23 protein-coding genes are annotated in these 24,965 nt (G+C 40.7%); 18 read left to right on the top strand and 5 right to left on the bottom strand.

Features of this window, described 5'->3' with window-relative positions; all coding sequences use genetic code 11:
- Positions 1–124 precede the first annotated feature (124 nt).
- Positions 125–727 carry a 30S ribosomal protein S4 gene (gene rpsD, locus WFH04_RS07770; protein WP_336823492.1) on the bottom strand — a complete coding sequence of 201 codons (603 nt, stop codon included), beginning with the start codon at positions 725–727 and terminating at the stop codon, positions 125–127.
- A gap of 342 nt (positions 728–1,069) precedes the next feature.
- Between rpsD and WFH04_RS07765 the strand changes: the two genes are divergently transcribed.
- Positions 1,070–2,920 carry a sensor domain-containing diguanylate cyclase gene (locus tag WFH04_RS07765; RefSeq protein WP_336823491.1) on the top strand — a complete coding sequence of 617 codons (1,851 nt, stop codon included), beginning with the start codon at positions 1,070–1,072 and terminating at the stop codon, positions 2,918–2,920.
- A 133-nt stretch (positions 2,921–3,053) separates the two neighbouring features.
- Positions 3,054–4,265, top strand: coding sequence for a methionine gamma-lyase (megL, locus tag WFH04_RS07760; RefSeq protein WP_336823490.1), 1,212 nt, complete (start codon positions 3,054–3,056; stop codon positions 4,263–4,265).
- 202 nt (positions 4,266–4,467) lie between these two features.
- Here megL and WFH04_RS07755 read toward each other — a convergent pair whose 3' ends face one another.
- Complete coding sequence (locus tag WFH04_RS07755; RefSeq protein ID WP_336823489.1) at positions 4,468–4,947, bottom strand: GAF domain-containing protein; 480 nt, start codon at positions 4,945–4,947, stop codon at positions 4,468–4,470.
- Between the two features lie 525 nt (positions 4,948–5,472).
- Here WFH04_RS07755 and ezrA point away from each other — a divergent pair.
- The 6 genes from ezrA to rarD all read left to right on the top strand — a co-directional run bounded on the left by ezrA (position 5,473) and on the right by rarD (position 12,630).
- Positions 5,473–7,164 carry a septation ring formation regulator EzrA gene (gene ezrA, locus WFH04_RS07750; protein ID WP_336823502.1) on the top strand — a complete coding sequence of 564 codons (1,692 nt, stop codon included), beginning with the start codon at positions 5,473–5,475 and terminating at the stop codon, positions 7,162–7,164.
- A 90-nt stretch (positions 7,165–7,254) separates the two neighbouring features.
- Entirely contained in the window at positions 7,255–8,394 is a 1,140-nt protein-coding gene (locus WFH04_RS07745; RefSeq protein ID WP_336823488.1) for a cysteine desulfurase family protein, read from the top strand.
- The gene (gene thiI / locus WFH04_RS07740) at positions 8,394–9,596 is read left to right on the top strand and encodes a tRNA uracil 4-sulfurtransferase ThiI (protein WP_336823501.1); all 1,203 of its coding nucleotides are present in this window, start codon (positions 8,394–8,396) and stop codon (positions 9,594–9,596) included. Before WFH04_RS07745 ends, thiI begins: the two co-directional genes overlap by 1 nt.
- An 85-nt stretch (positions 9,597–9,681) precedes the next feature.
- Entirely contained in the window at positions 9,682–9,891 is a 210-nt protein-coding gene (locus tag WFH04_RS07735; RefSeq protein WP_336823487.1) for an alpha/beta-type small acid-soluble spore protein, read from the top strand.
- Between the two features lie 188 nt (positions 9,892–10,079).
- Positions 10,080–11,654 (top strand): acyl-CoA synthetase MbcS, encoded by a 1,575-nt coding sequence (gene mbcS / locus WFH04_RS07730; protein WP_336823486.1) that lies wholly within the window; start codon positions 10,080–10,082, stop codon positions 11,652–11,654.
- Positions 11,655–11,724: 70 nt separating this feature from the next.
- The gene (gene rarD, locus WFH04_RS07725) at positions 11,725–12,630 is read left to right on the top strand and encodes an EamA family transporter RarD (protein ID WP_336823485.1); all 906 of its coding nucleotides are present in this window, start codon (positions 11,725–11,727) and stop codon (positions 12,628–12,630) included.
- Positions 12,631–12,847: 217 nt separating this feature from the next.
- On the opposite strand, the gene WFH04_RS07720 is transcribed toward rarD, so the two are convergent.
- Positions 12,848–13,651, bottom strand: a complete 804-nt coding sequence (locus WFH04_RS07720) for an NAD kinase (RefSeq protein ID WP_336823500.1) — start codon at positions 13,649–13,651, stop codon at positions 12,848–12,850.
- A gap of 110 nt (positions 13,652–13,761) precedes the next feature.
- On the opposite strand from WFH04_RS07720, the gene sppA reads away from it, so the two are divergent.
- The 5 genes from sppA (at position 13,762) to WFH04_RS07695 (ending at position 18,133) form a co-directional block, all read left to right on the top strand.
- Positions 13,762–14,766 carry a signal peptide peptidase SppA gene (gene sppA, locus WFH04_RS07715; protein ID WP_336823499.1) on the top strand — a complete coding sequence of 335 codons (1,005 nt, stop codon included), beginning with the start codon at positions 13,762–13,764 and terminating at the stop codon, positions 14,764–14,766.
- A 15-nt stretch (positions 14,767–14,781) separates the two neighbouring features.
- On the top strand, positions 14,782–15,360 hold the full coding sequence (locus WFH04_RS07710) for an RDD family protein (RefSeq protein ID WP_336823484.1): 579 nt from the start codon (positions 14,782–14,784) through the stop codon (positions 15,358–15,360).
- A 33-nt stretch (positions 15,361–15,393) separates the two neighbouring features.
- Positions 15,394–15,906 (top strand): thiol peroxidase, encoded by a 513-nt coding sequence (tpx, locus tag WFH04_RS07705; RefSeq protein WP_336823483.1) that lies wholly within the window; start codon positions 15,394–15,396, stop codon positions 15,904–15,906.
- Positions 15,907–15,990: 84 nt separating this feature from the next.
- Positions 15,991–16,905, top strand: a complete 915-nt coding sequence (locus tag WFH04_RS07700) for a class I SAM-dependent methyltransferase (RefSeq protein WP_336823482.1) — start codon at positions 15,991–15,993, stop codon at positions 16,903–16,905.
- Between the two features lie 34 nt (positions 16,906–16,939).
- Positions 16,940–18,133: an acetate/propionate family kinase gene (locus WFH04_RS07695; RefSeq protein WP_336823481.1), complete on the top strand. Its 1,194-nt coding sequence runs from the start codon at positions 16,940–16,942 to the stop codon at positions 18,131–18,133.
- A gap of 177 nt (positions 18,134–18,310) precedes the next feature.
- On the opposite strand, the gene WFH04_RS07690 is transcribed toward WFH04_RS07695, so the two are convergent.
- The gene (locus WFH04_RS07690) at positions 18,311–18,763 is read right to left on the bottom strand and encodes a universal stress protein (RefSeq protein WP_336823480.1); all 453 of its coding nucleotides are present in this window, start codon (positions 18,761–18,763) and stop codon (positions 18,311–18,313) included.
- 295 nt (positions 18,764–19,058) lie between these two features.
- On the opposite strand from WFH04_RS07690, the gene ald reads away from it, so the two are divergent.
- Complete coding sequence (ald, locus tag WFH04_RS07685; RefSeq protein WP_336823479.1) at positions 19,059–20,177, top strand: alanine dehydrogenase; 1,119 nt, start codon at positions 19,059–19,061, stop codon at positions 20,175–20,177.
- Positions 20,178–20,243: 66 nt separating this feature from the next.
- Here the strand turns inward: ald and WFH04_RS07680 are convergent, their stop codons facing one another.
- On the bottom strand, positions 20,244–21,344 hold the full coding sequence (locus tag WFH04_RS07680) for a M24 family metallopeptidase (protein WP_336823478.1): 1,101 nt from the start codon (positions 21,342–21,344) through the stop codon (positions 20,244–20,246).
- A 101-nt stretch (positions 21,345–21,445) separates the two neighbouring features.
- Here WFH04_RS07680 and WFH04_RS07675 point away from each other — a divergent pair, with 101 nt between their 5' ends.
- The 4 genes from WFH04_RS07675 to WFH04_RS07660 all read left to right on the top strand — a co-directional run bounded on the left by WFH04_RS07675 (position 21,446) and on the right by WFH04_RS07660 (position 24,943).
- Positions 21,446–22,126: a metal-dependent hydrolase gene (locus WFH04_RS07675; protein WP_336823477.1), complete on the top strand. Its 681-nt coding sequence runs from the start codon at positions 21,446–21,448 to the stop codon at positions 22,124–22,126.
- Between the two features lie 172 nt (positions 22,127–22,298).
- Positions 22,299–22,652, top strand: coding sequence for an NUDIX domain-containing protein (locus WFH04_RS07670; RefSeq protein WP_336823498.1), 354 nt, complete (start codon positions 22,299–22,301; stop codon positions 22,650–22,652).
- 58 nt (positions 22,653–22,710) lie between these two features.
- The gene (locus WFH04_RS07665; RefSeq protein ID WP_336823476.1) at positions 22,711–23,061 is read left to right on the top strand and encodes a hypothetical protein; all 351 of its coding nucleotides are present in this window, start codon (positions 22,711–22,713) and stop codon (positions 23,059–23,061) included.
- 574 nt (positions 23,062–23,635) lie between these two features.
- Positions 23,636–24,943: a DRTGG domain-containing protein gene (locus WFH04_RS07660; RefSeq protein WP_336823475.1), complete on the top strand. Its 1,308-nt coding sequence runs from the start codon at positions 23,636–23,638 to the stop codon at positions 24,941–24,943.
- Positions 24,944–24,965: the final 22 nt, after the last annotated feature.

The following is a 24,965-nucleotide window of genomic DNA, read 5'->3' as shown; positions in this document are numbered from 1 at the left end:
GTGCGCCTGGAACGGAAAGCGACGGTTGTCAGGGGTTCCCCATTTATTCTCCAACCAGAAAGGGACTATCACAGAAAATCAGTTTTCACTGACTTTCTGGACAGCCCCTTTCGTAAGGAAGCGATTAACGAGAGTAGAACTCAACGATAAGTGCTTCGTTAATTTCAGCTGCAAGTTCGCTGCGCTCTGGAAGGCGGATGAATTGACCAACTTTTGTGTCCGGATTGAATGAAATGTAATCTGGAACATAGCTGTTCACTTCAAGTGCTTCGTTTACAGCAGTCAGGTTTTGAGATTTTTCACGAAGTGAGATCTCTTGGCCTGGTTTTACGCTGTAAGATGGGATGTCAACGCGTTTGCCGTCTACCAAGATGTGTCCGTGGTTAACGAGTTGGCGTGCTGCACGACGAGTGCGAGCAAGACCCATGCGGTATACAAGGTTGTCAAGACGAGTTTCAAGAAGGATCATGAAGTTCTCACCGTGTTTACCTTGCATTTTGCCAGCTTTGTTGAAGATCGTTTTGAATTGGCGTTCGTTTACGCCGTACATGAAACGAAGTTTTTGTTTCTCTTGTAATTGCAATCCGTATTCGGAAAGTTTTTTACGTTGAGTAGGACCGTGTTGTCCTGGTGCGTAAGGGCGTTTTTCGATTTCTTTTCCAGTACCGCTTAGCGAAACGCCAAGACGACGGGAAAGTTTCCAAGATGGACCTGTATAACGAGCCATGAAAGACTCCTCCTCTGTTTTGGTTTTATTTTGTTGTAAAATAAGAACCAGATGTATTCAATCCGAACGCCATTCTATCATCTTGCACCTTCGCCTCAGCAGCCTTAAGGTTACGCGATGCACCTTGTAAAAGGAATAGACTGGACAGTTTGAATCATACAACTGCTGCAACTATTTTACACAAAAACCATCATACCAATTGTTGAAGACTGCGTCAAGCACTAATCTTGTTTGAATAAATAAGAGATAAAGTCCTATGTAAAACTCTGTTCTTTACACTGTACATACATTAGAATAGGCTTATAAGCATATAATGGGTTCAAGCGAGAATGAGGTGATTTGATGACAGACCATCAATTGACGATCAAAAATGTGAAATGTGAAATGATCGAGTTGTTTATAGGTAAAATGGATTACCATACATTGGATGAAATGCTCAACTCGTTTACTTTGCTGTTCATGCGTCAATTTGAGATTGAAAGAGCAACGTTTTTCCTTTATGAAAATAATCGGTTCGTTCCTTTAAATAAGGAAGAGTGTATTGTTCATTCTACCGACAATTATACGAAAGAGGAAAAATTCGGATTGGGAACATCGCTCATTTCACATTTAATTGGCCGCGGTTTCGGGTTTGCTGACGATTATCTTATTTTTAGAGGAAATGATCAAAGTCCATTAGGTGCTCTCATCTTCAAGTCAACAGAACAATGGCATGCTTTTGCAGCTACACCCTATCTTTCGGAATTGAAGATGATTTATGGGAAATTCATTGCGCAAATTGTCGATAAGGATCACCTAATGCAAAAAGAAAAGAACTATCGAAAATTATTTGAGATTACAGAACTTTTCAATTCGACGATGGACAGCAATGTCATTTTAGAAGGCATGATGAAAACAATCAACGAGCTATTTCCAATGTATGAATCCGAACTTTTACTATCACATGACCAAAATACAAATATGCAAACGTACCGCCTTTTTGATTATTTACATGAAAGAGGCTCAACTATTGATGCTTTTTTATCTGGCGAGTTGACAGTGGAGCATGCAAGTGATTTGCAATGCACGATACTGAATGCACCAATTCGAGGAAGACAAGGGATTTATGGATTGTTGCAAATGAATGCTCCGCTAACTACAGACTTTTCATATACACAAAAAAATCTTATCCGTATGATCGGGAACGCTGCGGGCAGCGCTTTGGAAAATGCCAGCTTATATGCGCAATCACATCGATTAGTAAATGATTTACAGCTCGTTAATGATGCTTCCAAAATATTGAACAGCAATTTGCCGCTAAATGAAATGCTCTCTTATTTAAAGGAACAACTTTTGAAAGCGTTTAAACCAAATGAAATCGCTTTTTTATTTGTAGATGGGGAAGAATATAAAATTAGTCCGGAAAGCACCGCCTTGTTTATAGGAAATCGTGCCAATGAATCCATTCAGCCAATTATAATAAGGCTTAAAGAGGAAGAGGAAGCGATTTTTGATCCAAACCGGACAGATGACAACGGACATCTTAAGGAATTCCGGTCCCTTGCAGCCCTACCGATCACTGATCAGAAGGTTGTGAAAGGGTGGGTCATTTTATTGCATAAAGAGGAATATTACTTCTCATTTGATAACTTCAAGTTAATGCGATCGCTTATTAGTCATTCATCGCTAGCCATATCTAATATTATTTTGCGAGATCAGTTGCAAGAGTTAGTCAATAAAGATACGTTAACTAAACTATTTACTCGGAGCTATTTGAATAAAGCGGTAGAGAAGTCGATGGAAAAAAATGAAGAAGCGGTATTTTTATTAGTGGACATCGATGATTTCAAGCATGTTAATGATACTTATGGGCATGCGACGGGGGATCTTGTTTTGCAGCAAATTTCCGAATTCCTATTAGAAGAGACGGAAGCAATCGGGATTGTGAGCAGATGGGGCGGAGAAGAAATCGCTCTTTTCTTACCATCCGTTCCGTTGGATGATTCCATCGCTTTTGCGAAAGCAATTATTGAACAAATCCCACAGGTAACTAATCCGGAAGTGACGATTTCAATCGGTCTTTCAAGTTGGGAGCCGCAAAAGGGAATAGCATTTAAAGAACTCTTTCAGCAGGCGGACAAGGCGTTGTACGAAGCCAAAAATAAAGGGAAAAATCAGCTTGTCATACATAGAGCAGCATCTACGGTTCATTGACGCAGAGGCTGCTTTTTTCATAGAATCGAAAGGGATTCGGTCAAGTTTCAGCCTTTCAGTTTTTGAGTATTTGGGGTAGTATAATAGAGAAGGGGATGTAAGCGATTTCACAACGATGAAAGGTGGTAGTATGATGAAACACGGACAGCTTCATAAAGATACGATTGTTATCCATGAAGGGTATGATGATACACAGCATCATGGCAGCTTGGCAGTGCCGCTTTATCAGACATCTACGTATTCATTTGATAATGCTGTGACGGGGGAAAAAAGATTTTCGGGAGAAGAAGCGGGCAATATTTACTCACGGCTTGGAAATCCGACTGTGCAAGTTTTAGAAGAACGGATGACAATGCTTGAAAAAGGGGAAGGCGCATTGGCATTTGGGTCGGGGATGGCTGCTGTCAGTTCGATACTCGTCCACTTAACGAAAGCTGGAGACCATATTCTTTGCTCGCGGGGAATATACGGCTGCACGTTCGGTTTATTGAATATTATGAAAGACAAATATGGCATAACGCATGATCTGATCAGGATGGATACAGAGGAAGAAATTGAAAGAGCGGTGAAACCTGAAACGGTATGCATTTACGTGGAAACGCCGATCAACCCGACAATGGAGCTTGTCGATTTGCATGCAGTCGTCAATGTAGCGAAACGCCATGGATTGCGCGTTGTAGTCGATAATACGTTTACATCGCCATATTTGCAAAACCCGCTCTCAATTGGAGCAGATTTTGTTCTCCATAGTGCGACGAAATATATTAACGGACATGGTGATGTCATTGCCGGCTTGCTCGTCGGTAATAACAAAGATGAAATAGAAAAAATAAGAATGACAGTGCAGAAGGATTATGGGGCGATTATGTCTCCTTTTGATGCATGGTTGCTAATCCGTGGCTTGAAAACATTGCCTGTCAGGATGGAGCGCCATACCGCAAACGCTGAACGACTCATCACGTATTTAAAAGACAAAGAAATTGTTGAAAATATTTACTATCCGTTCGACAAGGATAATCCACAGTTTAGCATAGCAGAACGACAAATGAGTGCAGGCGGCGGCCTGATTTCCTTTACTGTAAAAGGTGGCAAGGAGGGGGCACAGTTATTTATGGATAGCCTGTCGCTCATTAAAATCGCTGTCAGTTTAGGAGATGCAGAAACGCTCATTCAGCATCCGGCAACGATGACCCATTCAAGTGTGCCTGAAAATGACCGCTTGCATATGGGTATTACCGATTCACTTCTGCGGCTATCAGTAGGATTAGAGCACTCCGATGACTTGATCGCTGATTTAGAAGAAGCTTTTTCAGTGCTAGAGAAAAATTATGTAAAGACGTCTTAAAGAATAAAGAGCAGTTGAGAGGAAATATAGATTCCCAGACTGTAGACAATGTGTCTTTTCACTTTGTCTACAGTCTTTTTAAGGTTTGTAGTCATGTGATAAGTGTTTTCTTAGCTTGGCTTGAAAACGCTTGCAGACAAGCAACACAGTATGCGAGCGTTTGTCAACAAGCTGGATTCCTTCGACTGCTCTTTTCATATGCTTACAAATGTTGCATAAGAATTTCTACAAATGATTCTAACCCTTTGCGGTCGTCCTCAGAAAAACGATTCAACTCTGGGCTGTCGATATCGAGGACACCGATCACTTCTCCGTCATTCACAAGTGGTATGACAATCTCTGATTGAGAGGCTGCATCACAAGCAATATGGCCTGGGAATGCATTGACGTCTTCAACTACAAGCGTTTCTCGGCGCTTAGCAGAAGTTCCACAAACACCTTTGCCTAAAGGGATGCGGATGCATGCAGGAAGCCCTTGGAACGGCCCTAAGCATAATTCTCCATCTTCCATTAAGTAAAATCCTACCCAATTGATGCGATCCAAAAAATGATTGAGCAACGCAGAGGCATTGCTTAAATTGGCAATTCTATTTTTTTCGCCCGTAATTAATGCTTCAAGCTGCTTGTTTAACTGAGTATATCTTTCTTGCGGAATATCTGAATAATTGATCGTAGCAAACATAGACTGTCTCCCTTTCAAACTTATTTCCTCAAGTATACGGTTTAAAGGATGCTTCTACAAATTTCGAGCAGTTTTGATGGAAAAACCGCTTTTTCTTCAAAATCATTCATTTTACAGACGAAAAGACTTTAAACATGTTACTATATAGGATAATATAATATCAACTATCCTTACTCTCGGAGGAAAAGCTTCCGAGTTTGAAACTTGTATACAGCAATGACTTATTGTTAATTGGGCAGCAACTATGCCTTCATATCGTTCAAAAAAATGAGGGGATACAGCGTCTAACTATTGACGCGTCACTCTCTACACAGTTACGTTTGTTGATTCGAAACCCCGATGAACGTGATTATATATAGGTTAATGAAGACGTCCAAGTACAAGCCGTACGAGGATAGCTAAATTACTGTGAAGGCTGGCGATTAGTTCCAACCTTTCATAGGTCGGTTCTTCATTTGGAACTATTAAGCGATTCGCGGGGATATATTTGATAAACAGGGACTTCGGAATAGGGGGATCACAATGATGGAATACTTCATCATTCCAATAATTGTTCTCATTGTATTGATAACGATCGCCTTTTTGTTTAGGCGTAAACATATTCATGAAATTGGCCGGTTAGAAAATGAGAAAATGCAAATTCAAAACAAACCGATCTTTGAAGAAATGATGAAAGTGAAACAACTGAATATGACTGGTGAGACGGAAGAGAAATTTGAGCGCTGGCGAAATGAATGGACAGAAGTAGTCGACGTTTGTATGCCGGAAATTGACTCTCTTCTTTTTGATGCGGAAGATTTAATTGATCGCTTTCGTTTTAAAAAAGCTTCATTGACAGAAAAAGAAATACAAGAGAAAATTCGCCAATGTGAAAAAAGGAAAAATGATATTTTAGATGAATTGAATGAATTGATTGGCAGCGAAGAAAAGAACCGAATTGAAATGGAAAATTTGCGAGAGCAATATCGGTTAGCGAGAAAAACGATTTTAGCGCACCAACATTCATTCGGTATGACCGTTTCTCCGTTAGAGAAGGAATTGGAGTCATTCAACCCTAAATTTGATGAATACGATGAATTGACCGAAAATGGCAATTACTTATTAGCTCGTGAAATCGTCATCTCTCTATCTGCGAAGGGAGAACAACTATCAGGGCTAATTCAGGATATTCCGACATTGCTTACAGAACTTCAAAATAAGATTCCAGCTGCGATTCGAGAACTTCGAAATGGACTAAAAGAAATGGAAGAACAGTCTTATTATATTGCTCATCTTGACTTGCCAGCAAAATTGTCCAAAATGGAAAGCGATATTGAAGAGCAAAAGAAATGCATGGAAAAGCTCGATATTGACCCGGTTCGCATGCGTGTAGAAGAAATGAATGACCAAATTGACTCCTATTACGATGCATTGGAAAATGAAGTGACTGCAAAGCATTTCGTAGATACGCGAGTAGAAGAAGTTGCAGAGTCACTATCTACCATTACGAAGTTGACGAAGGAATTATTAGTTGAAGCAGAATATGTCCAGCAAAGCTATCGATTAGATGAAAAACAAGCAGCATTACCACAAGCCAATTTAAAGAAATTGGAAAAGCTTCATAATCGATTTGAAATGCTGCAACATCATATCGAACAGCAGGAATCCGCTTATACTTCTTTGCAAGATGAACTGAAATCCATCGTCGCGGAATTGGAACAGATTGAAGAGGAACAAGATATACTTGCGAATAAAATGAAAAACTTGCGGATCGATGAAAATAACGTCCGACATAAATTAGGAGAGCTCACTCGCGAACTGCAAAACGCAGACCGAAAACTCCATAGAGGAAATATACCTGGCATTCCAGATGAAATGGATGCACGTTTGGAAGAGGCGGAGGAGCAGCTCTATCTCGTTACACAAAGCTTGCAGGAAGTTCCTTTGAATATTACAATTGCTGAAAGTTACCTATTAAGTGCCGAAAGTGCAATCCAAGATGTTAACGAAAGAGTGGATGAGCTTTTGGAAAATGTACTGTTAATTGAACGCATTATTCAATATGGCAATCGCTTTAGGGCTTCGAATCCGGAAATGCATGCACGTCTATTGGACGCAGAAGAATCATTTAGGCAATTCCGTTATGCAAAAGCATTGGAAGAAGCTGCAACTGCAGTAGAAGAAGCCGATCCAGGTGCGATGAAACGAATTGAAGAAATGTTGAAAGAGCATGCGTAACCATTGAAAATAGCCACCGGCATATTATCTGCGGGTGGCTTTGTTACGTGTAAAAAGACAATCGGGCATATAAACTAAGGAGAAAGGGAAATGACGATGATTTATTTTGATAATAGCTCAACTACTTTGCCTGATGAAGAGGTTATGGCATCATTTGTAGAAGCGAATCGACGATTTTTTGCAAATCCTGCTTCTATTCATGGCTTAGGCACGGATGCAGAAAAATTATTAGAGCGTGCAAAGGAACAAATGTTGAAAATTGTCCACTGTGAAAACGGTGAGGTAATTGTAACTTCCGGCGGAACAGAATCGAATAATTTAGCTGTTATTGGTTTCGCACGCACTTTGCAACATAGAGGGAATCATATTATTACTACCTCAATTGAACATCCTTCAATTTTAAATGCATGCAGATATTTGGAAGAAGAAGGATTTGAAGTGGATTACATGCCCGTTGATGAAGAGGGTTGCATTTCCGTCGAAAAATTGATTCGAAAAATAAAAAAAGAGACGATATTAGTAAGTATTATGCATGTGAATAATGAGATTGGTTCAATTCAGCCGATTCAGGAAATCGCAAAAGCGGTAAAGGAGCGGTCACGTGCTGTTTTCCATTCCGATTGCGTTCAAAGCTTCGGAAAGATTCCTGTAGCGATGGATGAAAATGGACCAGATGCGATTACGCTTTCCGCTCACAAAATAAACGGGTTGAAAGGAACGGGTGCACTCATCATGAAACATGGCATTCGTCCTCAGCCGCTTACTTATGGCGGCGGGCAAGAAAAAGGTTTGCGCAATGGCACCGTTTCTGTACCGAATGCAGTAGCGCTAGCTAAAGCGATGAGAATGAGCGCTGTAGAAACGGAAAGAAAGGACTTTAGAGAATGGAGAAATGAATTAATCGCATTTTGCAATCAGTATGAAAACATTAAAGTAATAGCTGAAAATAGTGCGGCTCCTCATATATTATCCTTGTCTTTCAAACATATTAATGGTGAAGTTGCAATTAATTATTTTCAGGAAAACGATATTTATATATCAACTTCCAGTGCATGCTCATCAAAAAACAAACAAATTAGCCATGTAATTGAGGCGATTCATTTAGAAAATTCTTTTAAAAATGGAGTCGTTCGGTTGAGTTTTGGCAAGGATAATCATAAAGAGCAAATTGAAATTTGCAAAGACGTTATAAAAAGGTTTATGGAATTGATGGAGAGGGGCTTGAAATGATGGAATGGAATGAATTGCTGATCCGCTACGGAGAATTATCTTTGAAAGGACGAAATCGAAACTTCTTTGTTCGCAGATTAAGAAAAAATATAAAAGATGCAATGCATGATTTGTCGTCGGTGCGCTTACTTGCAGAACGAGACCGGATGTTTTTGCTCTCTGATAATCCAAAGGAAATGAAAGAAGCGATGGAAAGGCTTCCTGACATTTTCGGCATCCAATCATTTAGCCCTGTTGCGAAATGTGAAGCTGATTTGGAGGCCATTAAGGCGAAAGCGATAGAAGTGATCGGCTCGCATGAAACAAAAGGGAAAACGTTCAAAGTGGAAATTAAACGCGCTGATAAGTCGTTCCCGTATGTCACATCTGAATTGCAGCAAGAAATCGGAGGTCATGTACTTCGCCATTTCCCAGAGTTAGGTGTGAAAATGAAGCACCCGGATATTCAATTATTAGTGGACATCCGGACAGATGGCGCTTTCCTTACTTCATCCACGCATAAAGGCGCTGGCGGTATGCCGGTCGGTTCAAACGGCAACTCTTTGCTTATGCTTTCAGGTGGTATAGACAGCCCTGTTGCGGGATATTTAATGATGAAGAGAGGCGTCTCGGTCGATGCGATCCATTTTGCGAGTCCGCCATTTACGAGTGACTTGGCAAAACAGAAAGTGATCGATTTGGCGCAGAAAATGAGTACATTCGGCGCTTCCGTCCGTTTGCATATCATTCCATTCACTGAATTGCAACAAGCTGTCGTTCACCAAGTTCCTGAAAATTTATCGATGACGACAACGCGGAGAATGATGATGCAAATTGCAGATAAAGTGCGGGAAGAAATCGGTGCATTGGCAATCGTAACGGGCGAAAGTCTTGGTCAAGTTGCGAGCCAAACGCTTGAAAGCTTAACGGCGATCAATGCTGTCACATCGACTCCAATTTTGCGTCCGCTTATTGCGATGGATAAGTTAGATATTATAGATATTGCCCAAAAAATCGGTACCTATGATATTTCGATAAGACCATATGAAGATTGCTGTACGATATTTACACCAGCTAATCCAAAGACAAAACCACGCTTAGAAAAAGTAGAGCATTTTGAAAGTTATTTTGATTTTGATGCGTTAATTGAAGAAGCGGTAAAAAACCGCACTGTAGTGGAGACAGGGAAAGTTGCAGTTGAGGAATTCGATGACTTGCTTTAATATATTTGAATAAATTACCATGTTCATCTCCTGCATGGATTTCTGATTTCGGTCCATTCTATGTGCACAAGGAGGTGAGAACGACATGGCTAATAACAACAGCGGCAATTCAAACCAACTTTTAGTTCCTGGAGTACAACAAGCACTTGACCAAATGAAGTACGAAATCGCACAAGAATTTGGTGTAAACCTTGGACCGGACTCCACATCGCGTGCCAACGGATCCGTCGGCGGAGAAATTACGAAGCGATTAGTGCGTCAAGCCCAACAACAAATGAGTGGCTTCCAAAAATAATTATTTGTAGATGAGCTGTCCCGGGTTTATCCCGGGGCAGTTTTTTATTGTTTTAGAGCAAGTGCCGATGTTTGTTCAAGCATTGCCAATAAGAGTTTTGTTTATACGCACACATTTTAGAAAAATAAATATGTTTTGAAATATGACTGTTTCGTTTGTATAATGAACTATACAAAGGGGGAGTTCGTATGAATCGAGAAGAGTTATTAGCACCGGAAAAGTTTAACATCGTTAGTGAAATTGAGAAATTTGCCACCGGGGATGGAAAAACTGCATTGATTCATGTAAATAATAACGGAGAAGAAAAGGAAATTACATATGATGAATTAATGGAATTTGCGAATAAGGCGGCAAATGTTTTTACGGAAAACGGCTTGAAAAAAGGTGATATCATCTTAGTGATGATGCCGCGCCTCATTGAAGCATACATTACATATGTCGGCGCGTTAAAAGCTGGAATCGTCGTCATTCCAAGTTCCGAAATGCTGCGCTCATCGGATATCGAATATAGAATAGAACATAGCGGTGCGAAAGCGATTGTCGCTTATGAAGCATTTACAGACCAATTTGATGCTGTCGAGAATTTAAAGGATGTCCAGCTATTCATTATCGGAAAAGCGAAGGATGGTCAGCTTTCATTGACAGATATGATGGAAGGTGCATCTTCAGAATATGTTGGGCCAGAGACGAAAGGGTCGGATATGGCATTTCTTTCATACACTTCTGGAACGACGGGCAAGCCTAAAGGAGTTGTCCATACACATGCGTGGGGATATGCTCATCTCCGAACTGCCGCACCGAACTGGCTCGGCATTAAGGAAACCGATATCGTTTGGGCAACTGCGGCACCAGGATGGCAAAAATGGATTTGGACGCCGTTCCTTTCTGTTTTAGGCAGTGGAGCTACCGGGTTCGTTTACGATGGAAAATTTGATGTTGAAACGTATTTGCAGTTAATTGAAAAATATAAAGTGAATGTTCTTTGTTGTACACCGACAGAATATCGTTTCATTGCGAAAACAAAAGATTTGCAGTCATATGATCTGTCCTCAATTAGGAGTGCAGTATCTGCAGGGGAGCCTTTAAATCGGGAAGTTATTGAAATATTTAAGAAGGCATTCGATCTTGATGTGCGTGATGGCTATGGACAAACGGAAAATACATTGCTTGTCGGCACGATGATCGGGATGGATGCACGTCCTGGATCGATGGGCAAGCCGACGCCGGGCAACCAAGTCGACATCATTAATGAAGATGGAGTTCCGGTTTCGCCGGGCGAAGTTGGGGATATAGCTGTCCACATTACAACACCTGCGTTGTTCAAAGAATATTTGAATGATCCTGAAAGGACAAAAATGCAATTCCGAGGCGACTATTATGTAACTGGAGACCGAGCTAAGTTAGATGAAGATGGTTATTTCTGGTTTGAGGGAAGAGGAGATGACATAATTATTAGCTCCGGTTATACGATTGGTCCATTTGAAGTGGAAGATGCACTGACAAAACACGAAGCTGTAAGGGAGTGTGCTGTCGTCGCAAGTCCAGATCCGGAACGAGGCAGTGTCGTCAAAGCGTTTATCGTGCTGCGTGATAGTGAACGGGAACAGGATGAGACTTTAGTGAAGCAATTGCAAGATCATGTGAAAGAAATGACTGCCCCTTATAAATATCCAAGAAAAATTGAATTCGTCAATGAACTCCCGAAAACCGCGTCAGGAAAAATTATGAGAGTCGAGTTGCGGAAAATGGAACAAAATCATTGATAATGGTAAACCGTTTGCCATAAGGCGGGCGGTTTTTCCGATTTATTCAAAGGAAAAGGTGGCGTCTTCTATGCAGACAGAGAAAAAAGGTGTCATTTTCGCAGCTGTTTCTTTTATCATTTGGGGAATTATGCCAATTTATTGGAAGCAAATTGATCATGTGCAAAGCGATGAAATTTTAACGGGCCGCATATTATGGGCATTTGTTTTTACTTTAATAGCTGTTATCCTTATGCGGGATGTTCGAGCGTTATTAGCTGATTTCAAGGACCTTTGGGGAAATCAAAAAGCGTTTTGGAGCTTATTCACCGCTTCTATATTAGTGACTTCGAATTGGTTTATTTATATTTGGGCTGTCAATCACGAATACATCGTGCAAACGAGCCTTGGTTATTATATAAATCCATTAGCATCCGTCCTTTTAGGAATTCTATTTTTAAAAGAGCGGTTGTCCCGTACGCAAACTGCAGCTGTTATAGTTGCAGCCATTGGTGTATTAATGATGACGATTTCATATGGAAAATTCCCTTGGATCGCAATCGCGCTTGCGCTTACATTCGCTTTGTATGGATTTATTAAGAAAAATATTAAATTAGACGCGATGAGGGGACTTGTGATTGAAACAATGTTCATGTTGCCTTTTGCGGTTGGCTATTATTGTTATTTATTTGTGCAAAGAGATGCCGCTTTCCTTCATATCGATTGGAAGACAGATCTTTTATTGATTTTGACGGGAATTGCAACCGCGTTACCGCTCGTTCTATATGCAAAAGGGGTTCAGCTCATCCCACTATACGTGGCAGGTTTCATCCAATACATTGCTCCAACGATGATGCTGTTCATCGGTGTCATTTTGTATAAGGAAACTTTCGGAAAGGTGGAATTGCTGTCGTTTTCAATGATATGGGCTGCGTTGATCCTCTTTACGGTTCCTAAATTAATTACCATGACGAGAAGAGACCATTTGAAATTATGATATTTTTTAACAGTTAATTTTTGGGTGTTTCATAGCATTGAAGATCTTGCAAAAACTCAATTGGTCAGCCAATCAAACTCTTTGATTGGTTTTCCATCACAATTGGTAAGCATTTACTTAGTTTGGTTGGGAAAGTTCCGACCGCATTGCTTTTATCACATCCTTTGGATAAATAGAGAGGAGCCATTAGACATGACAATGGCTCCCTTTTTTGCGATTATAAGTAAATGCGTTGGACTTTTTCCCAGAAAGAATTATGCTTAAGTTTTACTGTTTTAATGACTTTGTCGCTCAGCCCAATTTCAACGTCTACGACCCTTCGCACTCCGATTGCCTCGTTGTCCATAGCAACGGAAGGGAAGTCATTTCCGTCTTGGTGGACGTGCAGCCTCAGCTTTCTGTCGCCGCTTAAAATGAAAGGCGAACCAAGTGTTCGATATGTATTGTTGTTCACCGATGCAAGCTCCGTCACTTGGAAGCAAGGAAGGAATGGGTCGACGACTGCACCGCGGACAGATTTATTATATGCTGTACTGCCTGTAGGCGTTGAGATGATTAATCCATCGCCTAAAAATGTTTCAAATAGCTTGTCATCAATTATGACATCGACGACAAAAGTGCGAATAATATTTGAACGTATGCTGAACTCATTCAAGCAATAAAAAGTTTGCTGATTGTCAATCGATGCTTCAATGAGCGGATAGCGGCGCACTTCAATATCCGCTTTTCGAATCGCGAGTACCATTTCATGTAGATTGTTATAATGGAAATCGCAATACATTGCCTGTCTTCCTTCAGAATAGATACCAGCATACAAACAATCTTGACGGAAATTAGTTTTGCGTACAGCTTGCAGGAATGTTCCGTCGTTTCCAATGCTAATAATGATATTGGCATCTTCTGATTGTTCGACAACTTTAAATCCTTCGTGTTGCATCGCTTCAATGACAATTTCTTTTTTTGAAAGCGAATCTTCATCTTGTTTAGTAAAAATGAATATATTCATTCGATCGGCCAAAATTGATTGCCCCTTTCGGATGGTTCTCTATTCATTCTATCAAAAAGTGAAACGTTTTGTGCTTTTTTACGTAGAAGTTAATTGTGAAGTAAGAAGGGAGAGTATATAAAATGATGAATATGAAACGGTGGATTGCCATTATTGTGGCAGCAGTCCTAATTTTCATCTCGGTAGGAGTTAATTCACTATCGTACATATTTACAAGAGATTTTAACAAGCTGTTTGATGAATTGGCAGAAGGAAGCTCTGGCTACGGTGAAATGATCATTGAACAAGGAAGCTTAAAAGATCGGATCGCAGTCCTTAAAGTAGATGGCATCATTCAAGACACGGGTAGCTCGCTTTTTGCGGCTGATGGATACAACCATAAGCAGTTCATGTCCCAGTTGAACGATATTTTAAATGATAAAACGGTAAAAGGGGTTGTACTATCCGTCAATTCTCCTGGAGGAGGGGTTGTTGAGTCATCGGACATCTATGATGCAATTAAGGAAATTCAAGAAAAACGTGAAGTGCCGATCTATGTGGCAATGGGCGGAATGGCGGCTTCTGGTGGATATTATATTTCTGCTCCGGCTGAAAAAATCTTTGTGCATCCTGAAACGATTACAGGCTCGATCGGTGTCATAATGGAAAGCGTTAACTATGCGAAGCTTGCAGAAAAATATGGCATTGATTTCAATACAATTAAAACGGGTCCTTATAAAGACATTATGAGCGGATCGCGTGAAATGACGGAAGAAGAGCATGAAATGCTTCAAGAAATCATTAATGATTCTTATGAACGTTTCGTATCGATTGTTGCAGAAGGACGTGACATGTCTGTTGCAGACGTGAAGAAAGTAGCGGATGGGCGCATTTTAAATGGCCGCCAAGCGATTGAATCCCATTTGGCGGATGAAGTAGGAAAAGTTGCAGACGCTATCGATGCGTTGAAAGCTGATTATAATTTGCAAGATGCCTCGGTATTTGAATATTCAACTATGGCAGGTTTCGGATCTTTATTTGGAGTGGAGATCGGCAATCTGTTTGGGCGCAGCTTGGAAACTGAAATGATCGGCAAACTGCTGTCGGATTATGACGCGCCACGAATGATGTACTTATATGGTGAGAAATAAGGAGGGACCTTCGATATGACAGAACACTTTGAACAACAACAATCCGTTCCGCAAGCAGATCCCGTCCAACATCATTCCAAAAATGCGAACATTGTGCAATACAAATTGAAATATGCAGGTTTCTGGACACGTTTTTGGGCGTATACTATTGATAGTGTAATCGTCTGGGCGGTTAGTGGAATCATACTAAAACCGCTATTTAGAATTATGGATATCAAAATATCGAATCCGTCTTTCTTGCTCTTCAGTCCGTATAAAATCGCGTTGCTAATTCTTTTCCTATTGTATTTTGCCCTCATGACGAAGTTTTTAGGGCAAACGATCGGCAAAATGATTTTAGGTATTAAAGTAGTTGGAAAAAACGGCAAAAATCTGACTTGGAGCACGGTCATTTTTAGGGAGGTCATCGGTAGATTTATTTCAAAACTGCTGACGATTCCATATTTGTTAGTTGTTTTCATGCCGAAGAAAGAAGCGCTGCACGACTTATTTGCGGATACTTATGTCGTTCACGAAGAGACGTATGTAAAAGAGGAGAAAGTCGTAAATTCTCCGCAAAAGGGCGAACAGTTGCAAGGTGGAACGATTGTTTAGTAGAATGAACTGAAATGATAAGGAGGCGTCAGAATGGTAAATGTCACTTTTAAACAAGAACCGGTAACATTACTTGGAAAAGAAGTTGCAGTAGGTGATAAAGCTCCTGACTTTACAGTGCTTTCAAATGATTTGAAGCCAGTTACGCTGAATGATTCAAAAGGAAAGATCAGACTCATTAGTGTTGTACCTTCAATCGACACAGGTGTTTGCTCTGAACAGACGAAGAAGTTCAACCAAGAAGCTACCTCACTTGGAGATGACGTCGTCGTTTTAACGATTTCAGTTGATCTTCCTTTCGCACAGGCAAGATGGGGTGCAACAGAAGGCGTCAAAAACGTCCAAACTCTCTCGGATCATCGCGACCTGTCATTCGGAGAAGCGTACGGCGTTGCCATGAAAGAGTTACGCCTGCTAGCCCGTTCAATTTTTGTGATCGATCAAGATGATAACGTCACATATGTCGAATATGTAAATGAAGTAACGAACCACCCGGATTATGATAAGGCAATTGAAGCCGTTAAGAAATTAACAAACAATCAATAATGTTTATGGACGGAAACCCACTCGGAAACGGGTGGGTTTTTGTTCACGTGCAAAATAAATTGAAGCTCGATTTGAGGGATTAAAATGGTAACAAATACAGAGAAGATTTTTACATTCATTGATCAATTCGCAGCTGAAAATGATGATATCTATTTAGAGTCTGTCATTTTGGCATGTAACGCCTGGTTATCTGGAGAAACAGATTTGCAGCTGACGGAGGACGTAACGAAAGAAGAAATTAGGCGAGGCATTCAATTGGCTGTCTTAAAAGGGATGAAGGAAAGTGCACAGCCTCATCACCAAATGACACCCGATGCAATTGGCATGCTCATTGGCCATATTGGAACTGGTTTAATGAAAGGGTACGACCAAATTACGTTAATGGACCCGGCAGCAGGAACTGGAAACTTACTATTTACCGTCATGAACGCTATGGATGGCAAGGCAAACGGCAAATCGGTGGAAATTGATGATTTGCTTGTACGCTTGTCTGCAGTAGTTGCGGAGCTGTTAGAACAGCCAGTGGAATTTTTTGTCCAAGATGCATTGCGTCCACTCATGATCGATCCAGTAGATTTAGTCGTTGCCGATTTGCCGGTCGGTTATTATCCAGATGATGAAAATGCATTGAATTATCAGCTTATGCCAGCTGAAGGACATGCTTATGCACACCATTTATTCATTGAACAATCGATGAATCACCTGAAGGAAAAAGGATATGGTATATTCTTAGTGCCAGCCTTTTTATTTGAGTCTGAACAATCGGATGTATTGCATCGATATTTGAAAAAGAATGCTGACATCCGAGCTGTCATCCAATTGCCAGCTTCATTATTTAAGAGCGAAGCACATGCAAAATCCATCTTCATTTTGCAGAAGCCTGCTGTAGGGGCAAGAATTACAAAAGACGTTCTGCTAACGAAAGTTCCAGATATGAAAAACAAACAAGCGATGTCTTCGTTCCTTCAACAATTGGATGCTTGGACTGAAGAAGGTTGAACAATAGCTCAATAGCTGTTAGGAGGGTTTGCATATGCCGAAAATTCTTGCGATCAATGCAGGAAGTTCTTCGTTGAAATATCAATTAATCGATATGCCTGAGGAAAAGGTTATTGCAAAAGGGTTAATAGACCGGATAGGTCTGTCAGAAGCAAGTTTTTCTATGGAAACTGAACAAAGCAGGTTAAAGGAGCAAGTGGACATTCCCAATCATACAGCCGCTGCACAATTATTATTGGCTCGACTGTCGTCTGAAAAAGTTGTCACATCAGGAGATGAAATTTCAGGGATCGGTCACCGTGTCGTTCATGGCGGTGAACGATTCAGCGATTCAGTTTTGATTGACGATCAGGTTCTAAAAGATATCGAGGAATTGTCATCATTAGCACCGTTACATAATCCTGCAAACCTTGTCGGGATCCGTGAGTTTCAAAAAGCATTACCAAATGTGCCGGCAGTAGCAGTTTTCGATACAGCGTTCCACCAAACGATGCCGGAAAGTTCTTATTTGTACCCGTTGCCTTATGAATACTATAAAAAATATGGCATACGAAAATATGGATTCCATGGGACGAGCCATAAGTACGTAACTCAACGTGCTGCTCATATGCTGAATCGGCCGTTGGAAGATACACGTCTCATTTCTTGCCATTTAGGAAATGGGGCAAGTATCGCAGCTGTCCAAAATGGCCGGTCCATCGATACATCAATGGGCTTTACACCATTGGCTGGAGTAACGATGGGAACAAGATCGGGGAATATTGATCCGGCTCTAATCCCGTATATTATGGAGCAAACTGGGCAAACAGTTGAAGAAGTGCTTCAAGTGCTAAACAAAGAATCCGGCATGTTGGCGTTATCCGGTTTTTCAAGTGATTTACGTGATATTACACTTGAAGCTTCGAGAGGGAACAGCAGAGCAGAATTGGCTTTAGATGTTTTCGCCGACCGAATCCATAAATACATCGGTTCATACGCTGCAAGAATGGGTGGCGTCGATGCGATCATTTTCACCGCAGGTATTGGTGAAAATAGTATGGAGGTACGGGAAAAAGTATTAGAAGGCTTGGAATTCATGGGCGTTTATTGCGATCCTGATTTAAATAAAGTGCGTGGCAAAGAAGTACATATCAATTTCCCTTATTCACCTGTAAAAGTGTTCGTTATCCCGACAGATGAAGAAATTATGATCGTGCGAGATACGGTGCGCGTTGCAAATATTTCTTAAGCTATCTTTCTTACAAAAGATACTAGTTTCAATTAACAACTTATAGACGGTAAAAGCGATTTCTTCGTTCGGTTCAGAACGTGAAATCGCTTTTTGTTTGGATTATCAGAACAGCTTTGAAATGGTAAATGAAAACATGCGAAAGAAAATAAATCCTTCGCATGTTTCATACAAATCTTATTCTTCTTCCGGAGTGCGTACAACTAATACATCACAGCTTGCTGTACGGACGATGTTTTCGGATACGCTTCCGATAAGGAATCGTTCAACTTTATTGAGCCCAGTCGCACCGCAAATGATTAAATCAGCTTCAATTTTTTTAGTCAAATCACGTGTAATCATTGTTTTAGGGGAACCATACTCGACAATAATATTTACTTTGTTTAATCCTTCTGCTTTGGCTTCTTGTTTGTATTCTCCTAATAGTTCTTCAGCAAATTTTTGAGCGCGCTCTGCAATTGAACGATCATATGCCTCTACAGCAGCGTAAGAACGAGTGTCAATAATATTAACGAGGTTCAGTGAAGCGTTATTATTCCTTTTTGCGATTGCCACTGCTTTTTTAAATGCCCAGCGAGACTCCTTAGAACCGTCAACCGCAACGATGATTTGATCATACTTTAATACCATAACTCATCACTCCATTTATTATATTTATTTCTATTTCATAATAACTCTTCGAGAAAAATGAGGAAAATCCTTTTAAAAGATTAAAATAAATTGAGGAAAAGTCGTTAATTTCGACAAATCTATTGCAGTTTCAACGTATCTATTGACAAATTAATATGCTCATTAAACAGAATACTCAAATAGATAGGAAAGGAGAGCAAATTTGTTTAATATCTGATAGAATTGATTGTACATTGGTAATTCGGAATCAACCGAATTGACCAACCAATTTTTCTTTCAATTAGGGGGATTAGAAATGCGTATTGGAGTTCCTAAAGAGGTCAAAAATAACGAAAATCGTGTCGCAATGACACCAGCTGGCGTATTCAACTTAAAGTCTGCCGGCCATGAAGTGCTCATCGAAACGGGTGCGGGTTTGGGTTCAAGCTTCACTGATGAAGAATATGTCGAAGCGGGGGCGACAATTGTCGCAACTGCGAAAGAGGCTTGGGATGCTGAAATGGTCATGAAAGTAAAAGAGCCGCTTCCTTCTGAATACGAATATTTCCGTGAAGGCCTTATTCTTTTCACATATTTGCACCTTGCTCCAGAATTAGAGTTGACGCAAGCAATGCTCGAAAAGAAAGTTGTCGGCATCGCTTACGAAACTGTACAGCTTCCGAACAACTCCTTGCCGCTATTAGCGCCAATGAGTGAAGTAGCTGGCCGTATGGCAACGCAAATCGGTGCACAATACCTCGAGAAAATTAATGGAGGAAAAGGGATCTTACTATCGGGCGTTCCTGGTGTCTCAAGAGGAAAAGTAACAATTATAGGAGGCGGCCAAGCTGGAACGAACGCAGCGAAAATCGCTGTTGGCATGGGCGCACGTGTTACAGTGTTAGACCTATCTGTTGAACGTCTTCGTCAATTGGACGAAATCTTCGGAGATGATATCCAAACGTTAGTATCCAATCCATTCAATATCGCTGAATCTGTAAAAGACTCTGACTTAGTAATTGGTTGTGTGTTGATTCCAGGGGCTAAGGCACCTAAATTAGTGTCCGAGGAAATGGTCAAATCAATGGCACCTGGCTCAGTGCTTGTAGATATCGCGATCGACCAAGGAGGCATATTTGAGACATCGGATCGTGTAACGACACATGATGACCCGACATATGTAAAACATGGCGTCGTTCACTATGCGGTTGCGAATATGCCTGGTGCCGTTCCACGTACGTCAACGATGGCTTTGACAAACGTAACGGTTCCATACGCATTGCAAATCGCAAACAAAGGTTATAAACAAGCATGTTTGGATAATCCATCATTGCAAAAAGGCTTGAATACGCTCGAAGGATATGTAACATACAAAGCGGTAGCTGAAGCGCAAGGATTGGAATATGTAGCGGCTGAAACCTTATTGAACAAATAAACTATAAGTAAAGGGCTGTCCAGACACCGACGCATAATCGGTTTCCTGGACAGCCCTTTTCATTTATTATTTTGGTTGGATAATTTGCAGTTCTTTCGGGAATTTCGATAAAACTTCCACTCCGTCAGCAGTTACTGCGACATCATCTTCAATTCGGACGCCGGTTATTTCAGGGTGATAAATGCCCGGTTCGATTGTAAATACCATTCCTTCTTCAAGTGGCATTTCGTTCGTTCCTGTAATGGAAGGGAACTCGTGTACAGAGATGCCTAGACCGTGGCCAAGACGATGTGTGAAATATTCACCATAGCCTGCGTCTGTAATGACATTGCGAGCAGCTGCATCCAATTCACGCGCTTTCACGCCTGGACGGACAAGGTCGATCGCAGCTTGCTCAGCAGCACGGACTGTTTCGTAAATTTTACGTTGTGCTTCCGATGGCTCACCGAATGCAACTGTTCGTGTAATATCAGAGCAGTATCCTTCGTAGGAAACACCTAAATCGAATAGGACGAAATCGCCTTTTTGGATTTTACGGTCTCCTGGTGTGCCGTGCGGAGATGCTGTTTTAGGACCTGAAAGGACCATCGTATCGAATGCCATTTTTTCAGCGCCTAATTTTTTCATTTCGAATTCGATTGCCATTAAAATCTCCATTTCAGTTTTACCTTCGGCGATTTCACGGCATCCGATTTCAACTGCACGGTCGGCAAGTTCTGCAGCTTTGCGCAATTTCGCAAGCTCATCCTCGCTTTTAATATTTCTCATTTTGTTCAACTGGTCGTCCAAACGGACAAACTCAGCTTTACTGTACAATTGCTGCATTCGTTCCAATCGCTCAACAGTTAGATGCGATTTTTCAATTGCAATTTTGTCTAATGCAACCCCTCTTTTTTGAACAGCGGCATTCAGTATTTCCCATGAATCGTCTGTATCTTCATAGCCAACTGCTTCAAATTCCCATCCGGTCGCCTTCAAATCAGGAACCTCCATAAGAGGGCAGATGACAAAAGGTTCAGCATCTTTAAAAATCATGACGCCTAAAAGCCTTTCATGAGGTTCACTTCTGAATCCCGAAACATAAAAAACATTATCAGGAGTTGTAATAAAAGTGGCATCTACGTTCTCATTTTGCAAAAACTTTTGAAGTTCATTAATTTTAGACATAAATACTCCTCCTTTTCACTATATAATCATACCAAAAAAAGAGGATTTAGACGTTATATACAGAACATTTAAGAGAGATTATTTTTTGGAGGGAATATAAGATGAAAATTTCTTATCATGGCCATTCAATAGTGAAGATTGATACAAAGGGAAAAACGATACTATTTGATCCGTTTATTACCGGAAACGGTTTGACTGATTTGAAAGTAGAAGAGGAAAAGCCTGACGTCATATTATTGACTCATGGACATAATGATCATGTAGGGGATACGATCGAGCTTGCTAAGAAAAATGATGCATTCGTTATTGCACCTGTCGAACTTGCGAATTATTTAGGCTCGTTAGGATTGCAAACTCATGGGATGAACATCGGAGGAGCGAAAGAATTCGACTTTGGAACTGTGAAGTATACACAAGCTTTCCATAGTTCTTCTTATACGACGGAAGATAATGAAGTGATCTATGCAGGAATGCCTGCTGGAATTTTATTCAAAGCTGAAGGGAAGACGATCTATCATGCGGGAGATACGTCGCTGTTCGGCGATATGAAGCTGATCGGGGATCGAAATCCAATTGATGTAGCATTTTTGCCGATCGGAGATAACTTCACAATGGGCCCAGAAGATGCAGCAACTGCAGTGGAGTTTCTTAACCCGAAATTAACGGTGCCAATCCATTACAACACATTTCCGCCGATCAAGCAGGATCCGCAAAAATTCAAGGAACTTGTAGAGACGCATGAAGTGAAAATTATGGAAGCTGGGGATTCACTCAATTTATAAGAAAGATAGCTGTTTTGACTTCGAAAACAAAGATCCATCGTCTGTTGTTGGCGATGGGTTTTTCGTTTTTATTTGTTGAATACACCTGAATAAATGCAATAGGGCATTTTTCAAATAAGAAAAGAGCTGGAAAACGAATGGTAAAAATGAGGATGTTGACTGAGCATATCTTCTGAATGGCAATAAGATTTTAATGTCGAAAAGATCTAAAGAAAGAACCCTAACTTCTAATTTATGGACCGGTCTCGGTGGACATTTGGAAGCTCATGAACATAATGTACCAGAAAAATCCTGTTTAAGAGAAATTTTTGAGGAAGCTGCTATTAGAAGTAATGAAATAGAACAATTTAAGCTTCGATATATTTTAATAAGAAGAAGTAAAGATGAGATTCGTCAACATTTTATTTATTTTGGCAGAACTACAAGGGAAGACTTCGTAAATACTGATCAAGGTGAATTAAACTGGATTGATCTTTCAGAAATACTACACTTGCGCCACCATGGGAATAGAAGAGGGCTATCTTAAGTAATGGATTATCCCCCTAACGAAATTTACAATACTTATAAGGGAGGCGATAATTCAAATGGTAGATTTATGTAACTGTGATCAAACGGTCAATTTAAAAGTTGAAGCGGATATCGGTGCGGACGCTATTTGGTGTGCTAAATGTTATGCCAATATAGATATAGAGCTTGTCCCACTATCAATTGAATTGAAGTCAGAATTGGCGAAATGGATTTTTCAATACGGTGAGTGGATTGATTGGAACACCGATGGCATCGTACAAAATGGGGTTGAACTTGAGGTAAAACATAATAAACAAGGATTGAGACTAACAGAAAAAGTACGAAAAGAGCTCACAGGAAAATATGAAGTATCATTTTCACCTTCGACATTTGCGAAAAGACAATCGAATAAGGAATTTAACGATTAATTACAGTATCTATTTATTGTCGCGCACCTGCCTAAACTTGGCTGGTTTTTTTCTGAAAAAATCCATTACGCCGTGTTACGTTGTGTTGCTCGTTCTATATTGTGATGCGCCGAGTTTACGTTGTGTTGCGCTCCATTTACGTTTCGTTGCGCTCACTTTACGTTGTGTTGCCGATTTATATCCCCTACGTTTATTACACGCACTTTTACATTGTGTAGCAAATGACCGATGCCTTAATCCAACTTTTCATTAGAAATTATGCTTGTTCAGCAACGTTTATGCGTTTATGTATGAAGTTATGCGCGTTCCAAGTCGTTTATACGCTTGTGCAGCGAGTTATGCGCATTTCATACTGTTTATGCGCTTGCGGGAAGCGTTATGCGTGCGTCAGTGAACGTTATGCGTCCTATTTGCCTTTTATGCTCGCGAAAATGTATTTATGCGTTTTTAATTCCTTCTATACATGAAAGCGATGTAACTTCGTAATGGGGGAATAGACAAGTAGTTGTATTGGCGCTATTTGGCATGTTTTATGATAAAATAAGGGTAGGTTATTAGAGAAAAAGGTGAAGGTATGTCAACAAAACATGAATTGATCCTACGTTATATTGAAAGTTTGGATGTAGGAGAAAAGATTTCGGTCCGTCAAGTTGCGCGTGCGCTTTCAGTTAGTGAGGGCACGGCGTATCGGGCGATTAAGGAAGCCGAAAACCAAAAGTTGGTTAACACGATTGAAAGAGTTGGCACAATTCGCATTGAAAAGAAGAAGAAAGAGAATATCGAACGGCTGACGTTTGCTGAAGTTGTCAATATTGTTGATGGCGTCGTCCTTGGTGGTCGAGGGGGCTTGCATAAGACGCTGACGAAGTTTGTGATCGGGGCAATGCAGTTAGACGATATGAGAAGATATATAGATGCCGGCAGCTTGTTAATTGTCGGGAATCGTTTGAAAGCCCACGAAATCGCTTTAATTGCAGGGGCTGCCGTTCTTGTGACTGGTGGCTTTGATGCGGCGGATGAAGTGAAGAAATTGGCGGATGAATTAAATTTGCCAATCATTTCTTCGAGCTATGATACATTTACCGTTGCAACAATGCTCAATCGCGCGATCTACGACCAATTGATCGAAAAGGAAATATTGCTTGTAGAAGATATTTTGACGCCTGTAGATGAAACGATTAAGTTTTATCCGAAAGAGACCGTCGGCTATTTTAACAATATTAATAGCAAAACGGTTCATTCTGGTTATCCTGTTGTTGAAAAGGATGGCAAACTGGTCGGCATCGTTACGTCAAGAGACGTTGTTGGAAAAGCTGACCATGAAATGATCGGGAAAGTGATGACCCCCCATCCGATTACGGTTAGTGGGAAGACGAGCGTTGCATCAGCAGGGCATAGCATGATTTGGGAAGGGATCGATTTAATGCCGGTTGTGAGCGACAGCGGCGTTTTGGAAGGGATCATTAGTCGGCAGGACGTTTTAAAGGCGTTCCAAATGACGCAGCGACAGCCGCAGCAAGGTGAAAAGATCGATGATATTGTTATTAATCAAATGAAGGCGGTTTCGGACGATCCGCAATCCATCGAATTTACAGTCGTTCCTCAAATGACAAATCAATTTGGTTCGCTATCATACGGTGCGTTAACGACCTTGTTGACAGAAGTTGGCAATCGTGCAATTAAAATGCGTAAGCGCGGAGAGAGCTTGCCGGAAAATATGAATGTCTATTTCATTAAACATGTTCAACTGGGAAGCACTGTTACCGTTGAGCCAAGAATATTGCATATGAGTAGAAGAATCGTAAAAGTGGATTTCGATTTATTTTCGGAAGGGGAACTTATTGCGAAAGCGATGTTCATGTACCAGCTGTTTGAAAGATAAAAACTGATGCCCAAATTATAGG

The sequence above is a fragment of the Sporosarcina sp. USHLN248 genome, assembly GCF_037144575.1.
In the GTDB taxonomy this organism is placed as follows: domain Bacteria; phylum Bacillota; class Bacilli; order Bacillales_A; family Planococcaceae; genus Sporosarcina; species Sporosarcina contaminans.
Note: the sequence above shows the minus strand (reverse complement) of the source record. Positions and strands in the feature narration are given on the sequence as shown.

Excerpts from the sequence above, each read along its gene's own strand:
- rpsD (WP_336823492.1), bottom strand. The coding sequence starts at position 727 with ATGGCTCGTTATACAGGTCCATCTTGGAAACTTTCCCGTCGTCTTGGC.
- WFH04_RS07765 (WP_336823491.1), top strand. The coding sequence starts at position 1,070 with ATGACAGACCATCAATTGACGATCAAAAATGTGAAATGTGAAATGATC.
- megL (WP_336823490.1), top strand. The coding sequence starts at position 3,054 with ATGAAACACGGACAGCTTCATAAAGATACGATTGTTATCCATGAAGGG.
- WFH04_RS07755 (WP_336823489.1), bottom strand. The coding sequence starts at position 4,947 with ATGTTTGCTACGATCAATTATTCAGATATTCCGCAAGAAAGATATACT.
- ezrA (WP_336823502.1), top strand. The coding sequence starts at position 5,473 with ATGGAATACTTCATCATTCCAATAATTGTTCTCATTGTATTGATAACG.
- WFH04_RS07745 (WP_336823488.1), top strand. The coding sequence starts at position 7,255 with ATGACGATGATTTATTTTGATAATAGCTCAACTACTTTGCCTGATGAA.
- thiI (WP_336823501.1), top strand. The coding sequence starts at position 8,394 with ATGGAATGGAATGAATTGCTGATCCGCTACGGAGAATTATCTTTGAAA.
- WFH04_RS07735 (WP_336823487.1), top strand. The coding sequence starts at position 9,682 with ATGGCTAATAACAACAGCGGCAATTCAAACCAACTTTTAGTTCCTGGA.
- mbcS (WP_336823486.1), top strand. The coding sequence starts at position 10,080 with ATGAATCGAGAAGAGTTATTAGCACCGGAAAAGTTTAACATCGTTAGT.
- rarD (WP_336823485.1), top strand. The coding sequence starts at position 11,725 with ATGCAGACAGAGAAAAAAGGTGTCATTTTCGCAGCTGTTTCTTTTATC.
- sppA (WP_336823499.1), top strand. The coding sequence starts at position 13,762 with ATGAATATGAAACGGTGGATTGCCATTATTGTGGCAGCAGTCCTAATT.
- WFH04_RS07710 (WP_336823484.1), top strand. The coding sequence starts at position 14,782 with ATGACAGAACACTTTGAACAACAACAATCCGTTCCGCAAGCAGATCCC.
- tpx (WP_336823483.1), top strand. The coding sequence starts at position 15,394 with ATGGTAAATGTCACTTTTAAACAAGAACCGGTAACATTACTTGGAAAA.
- WFH04_RS07700 (WP_336823482.1), top strand. The coding sequence starts at position 15,991 with ATGGTAACAAATACAGAGAAGATTTTTACATTCATTGATCAATTCGCA.
- WFH04_RS07695 (WP_336823481.1), top strand. The coding sequence starts at position 16,940 with ATGCCGAAAATTCTTGCGATCAATGCAGGAAGTTCTTCGTTGAAATAT.
- WFH04_RS07690 (WP_336823480.1), bottom strand. The coding sequence starts at position 18,763 with ATGGTATTAAAGTATGATCAAATCATCGTTGCGGTTGACGGTTCTAAG.
- ald (WP_336823479.1), top strand. The coding sequence starts at position 19,059 with ATGCGTATTGGAGTTCCTAAAGAGGTCAAAAATAACGAAAATCGTGTC.
- WFH04_RS07680 (WP_336823478.1), bottom strand. The coding sequence starts at position 21,344 with ATGTCTAAAATTAATGAACTTCAAAAGTTTTTGCAAAATGAGAACGTA.
- WFH04_RS07675 (WP_336823477.1), top strand. The coding sequence starts at position 21,446 with ATGAAAATTTCTTATCATGGCCATTCAATAGTGAAGATTGATACAAAG.
- WFH04_RS07665 (WP_336823476.1), top strand. The coding sequence starts at position 22,711 with ATGGTAGATTTATGTAACTGTGATCAAACGGTCAATTTAAAAGTTGAA.
- WFH04_RS07660 (WP_336823475.1), top strand. The coding sequence starts at position 23,636 with ATGTCAACAAAACATGAATTGATCCTACGTTATATTGAAAGTTTGGAT.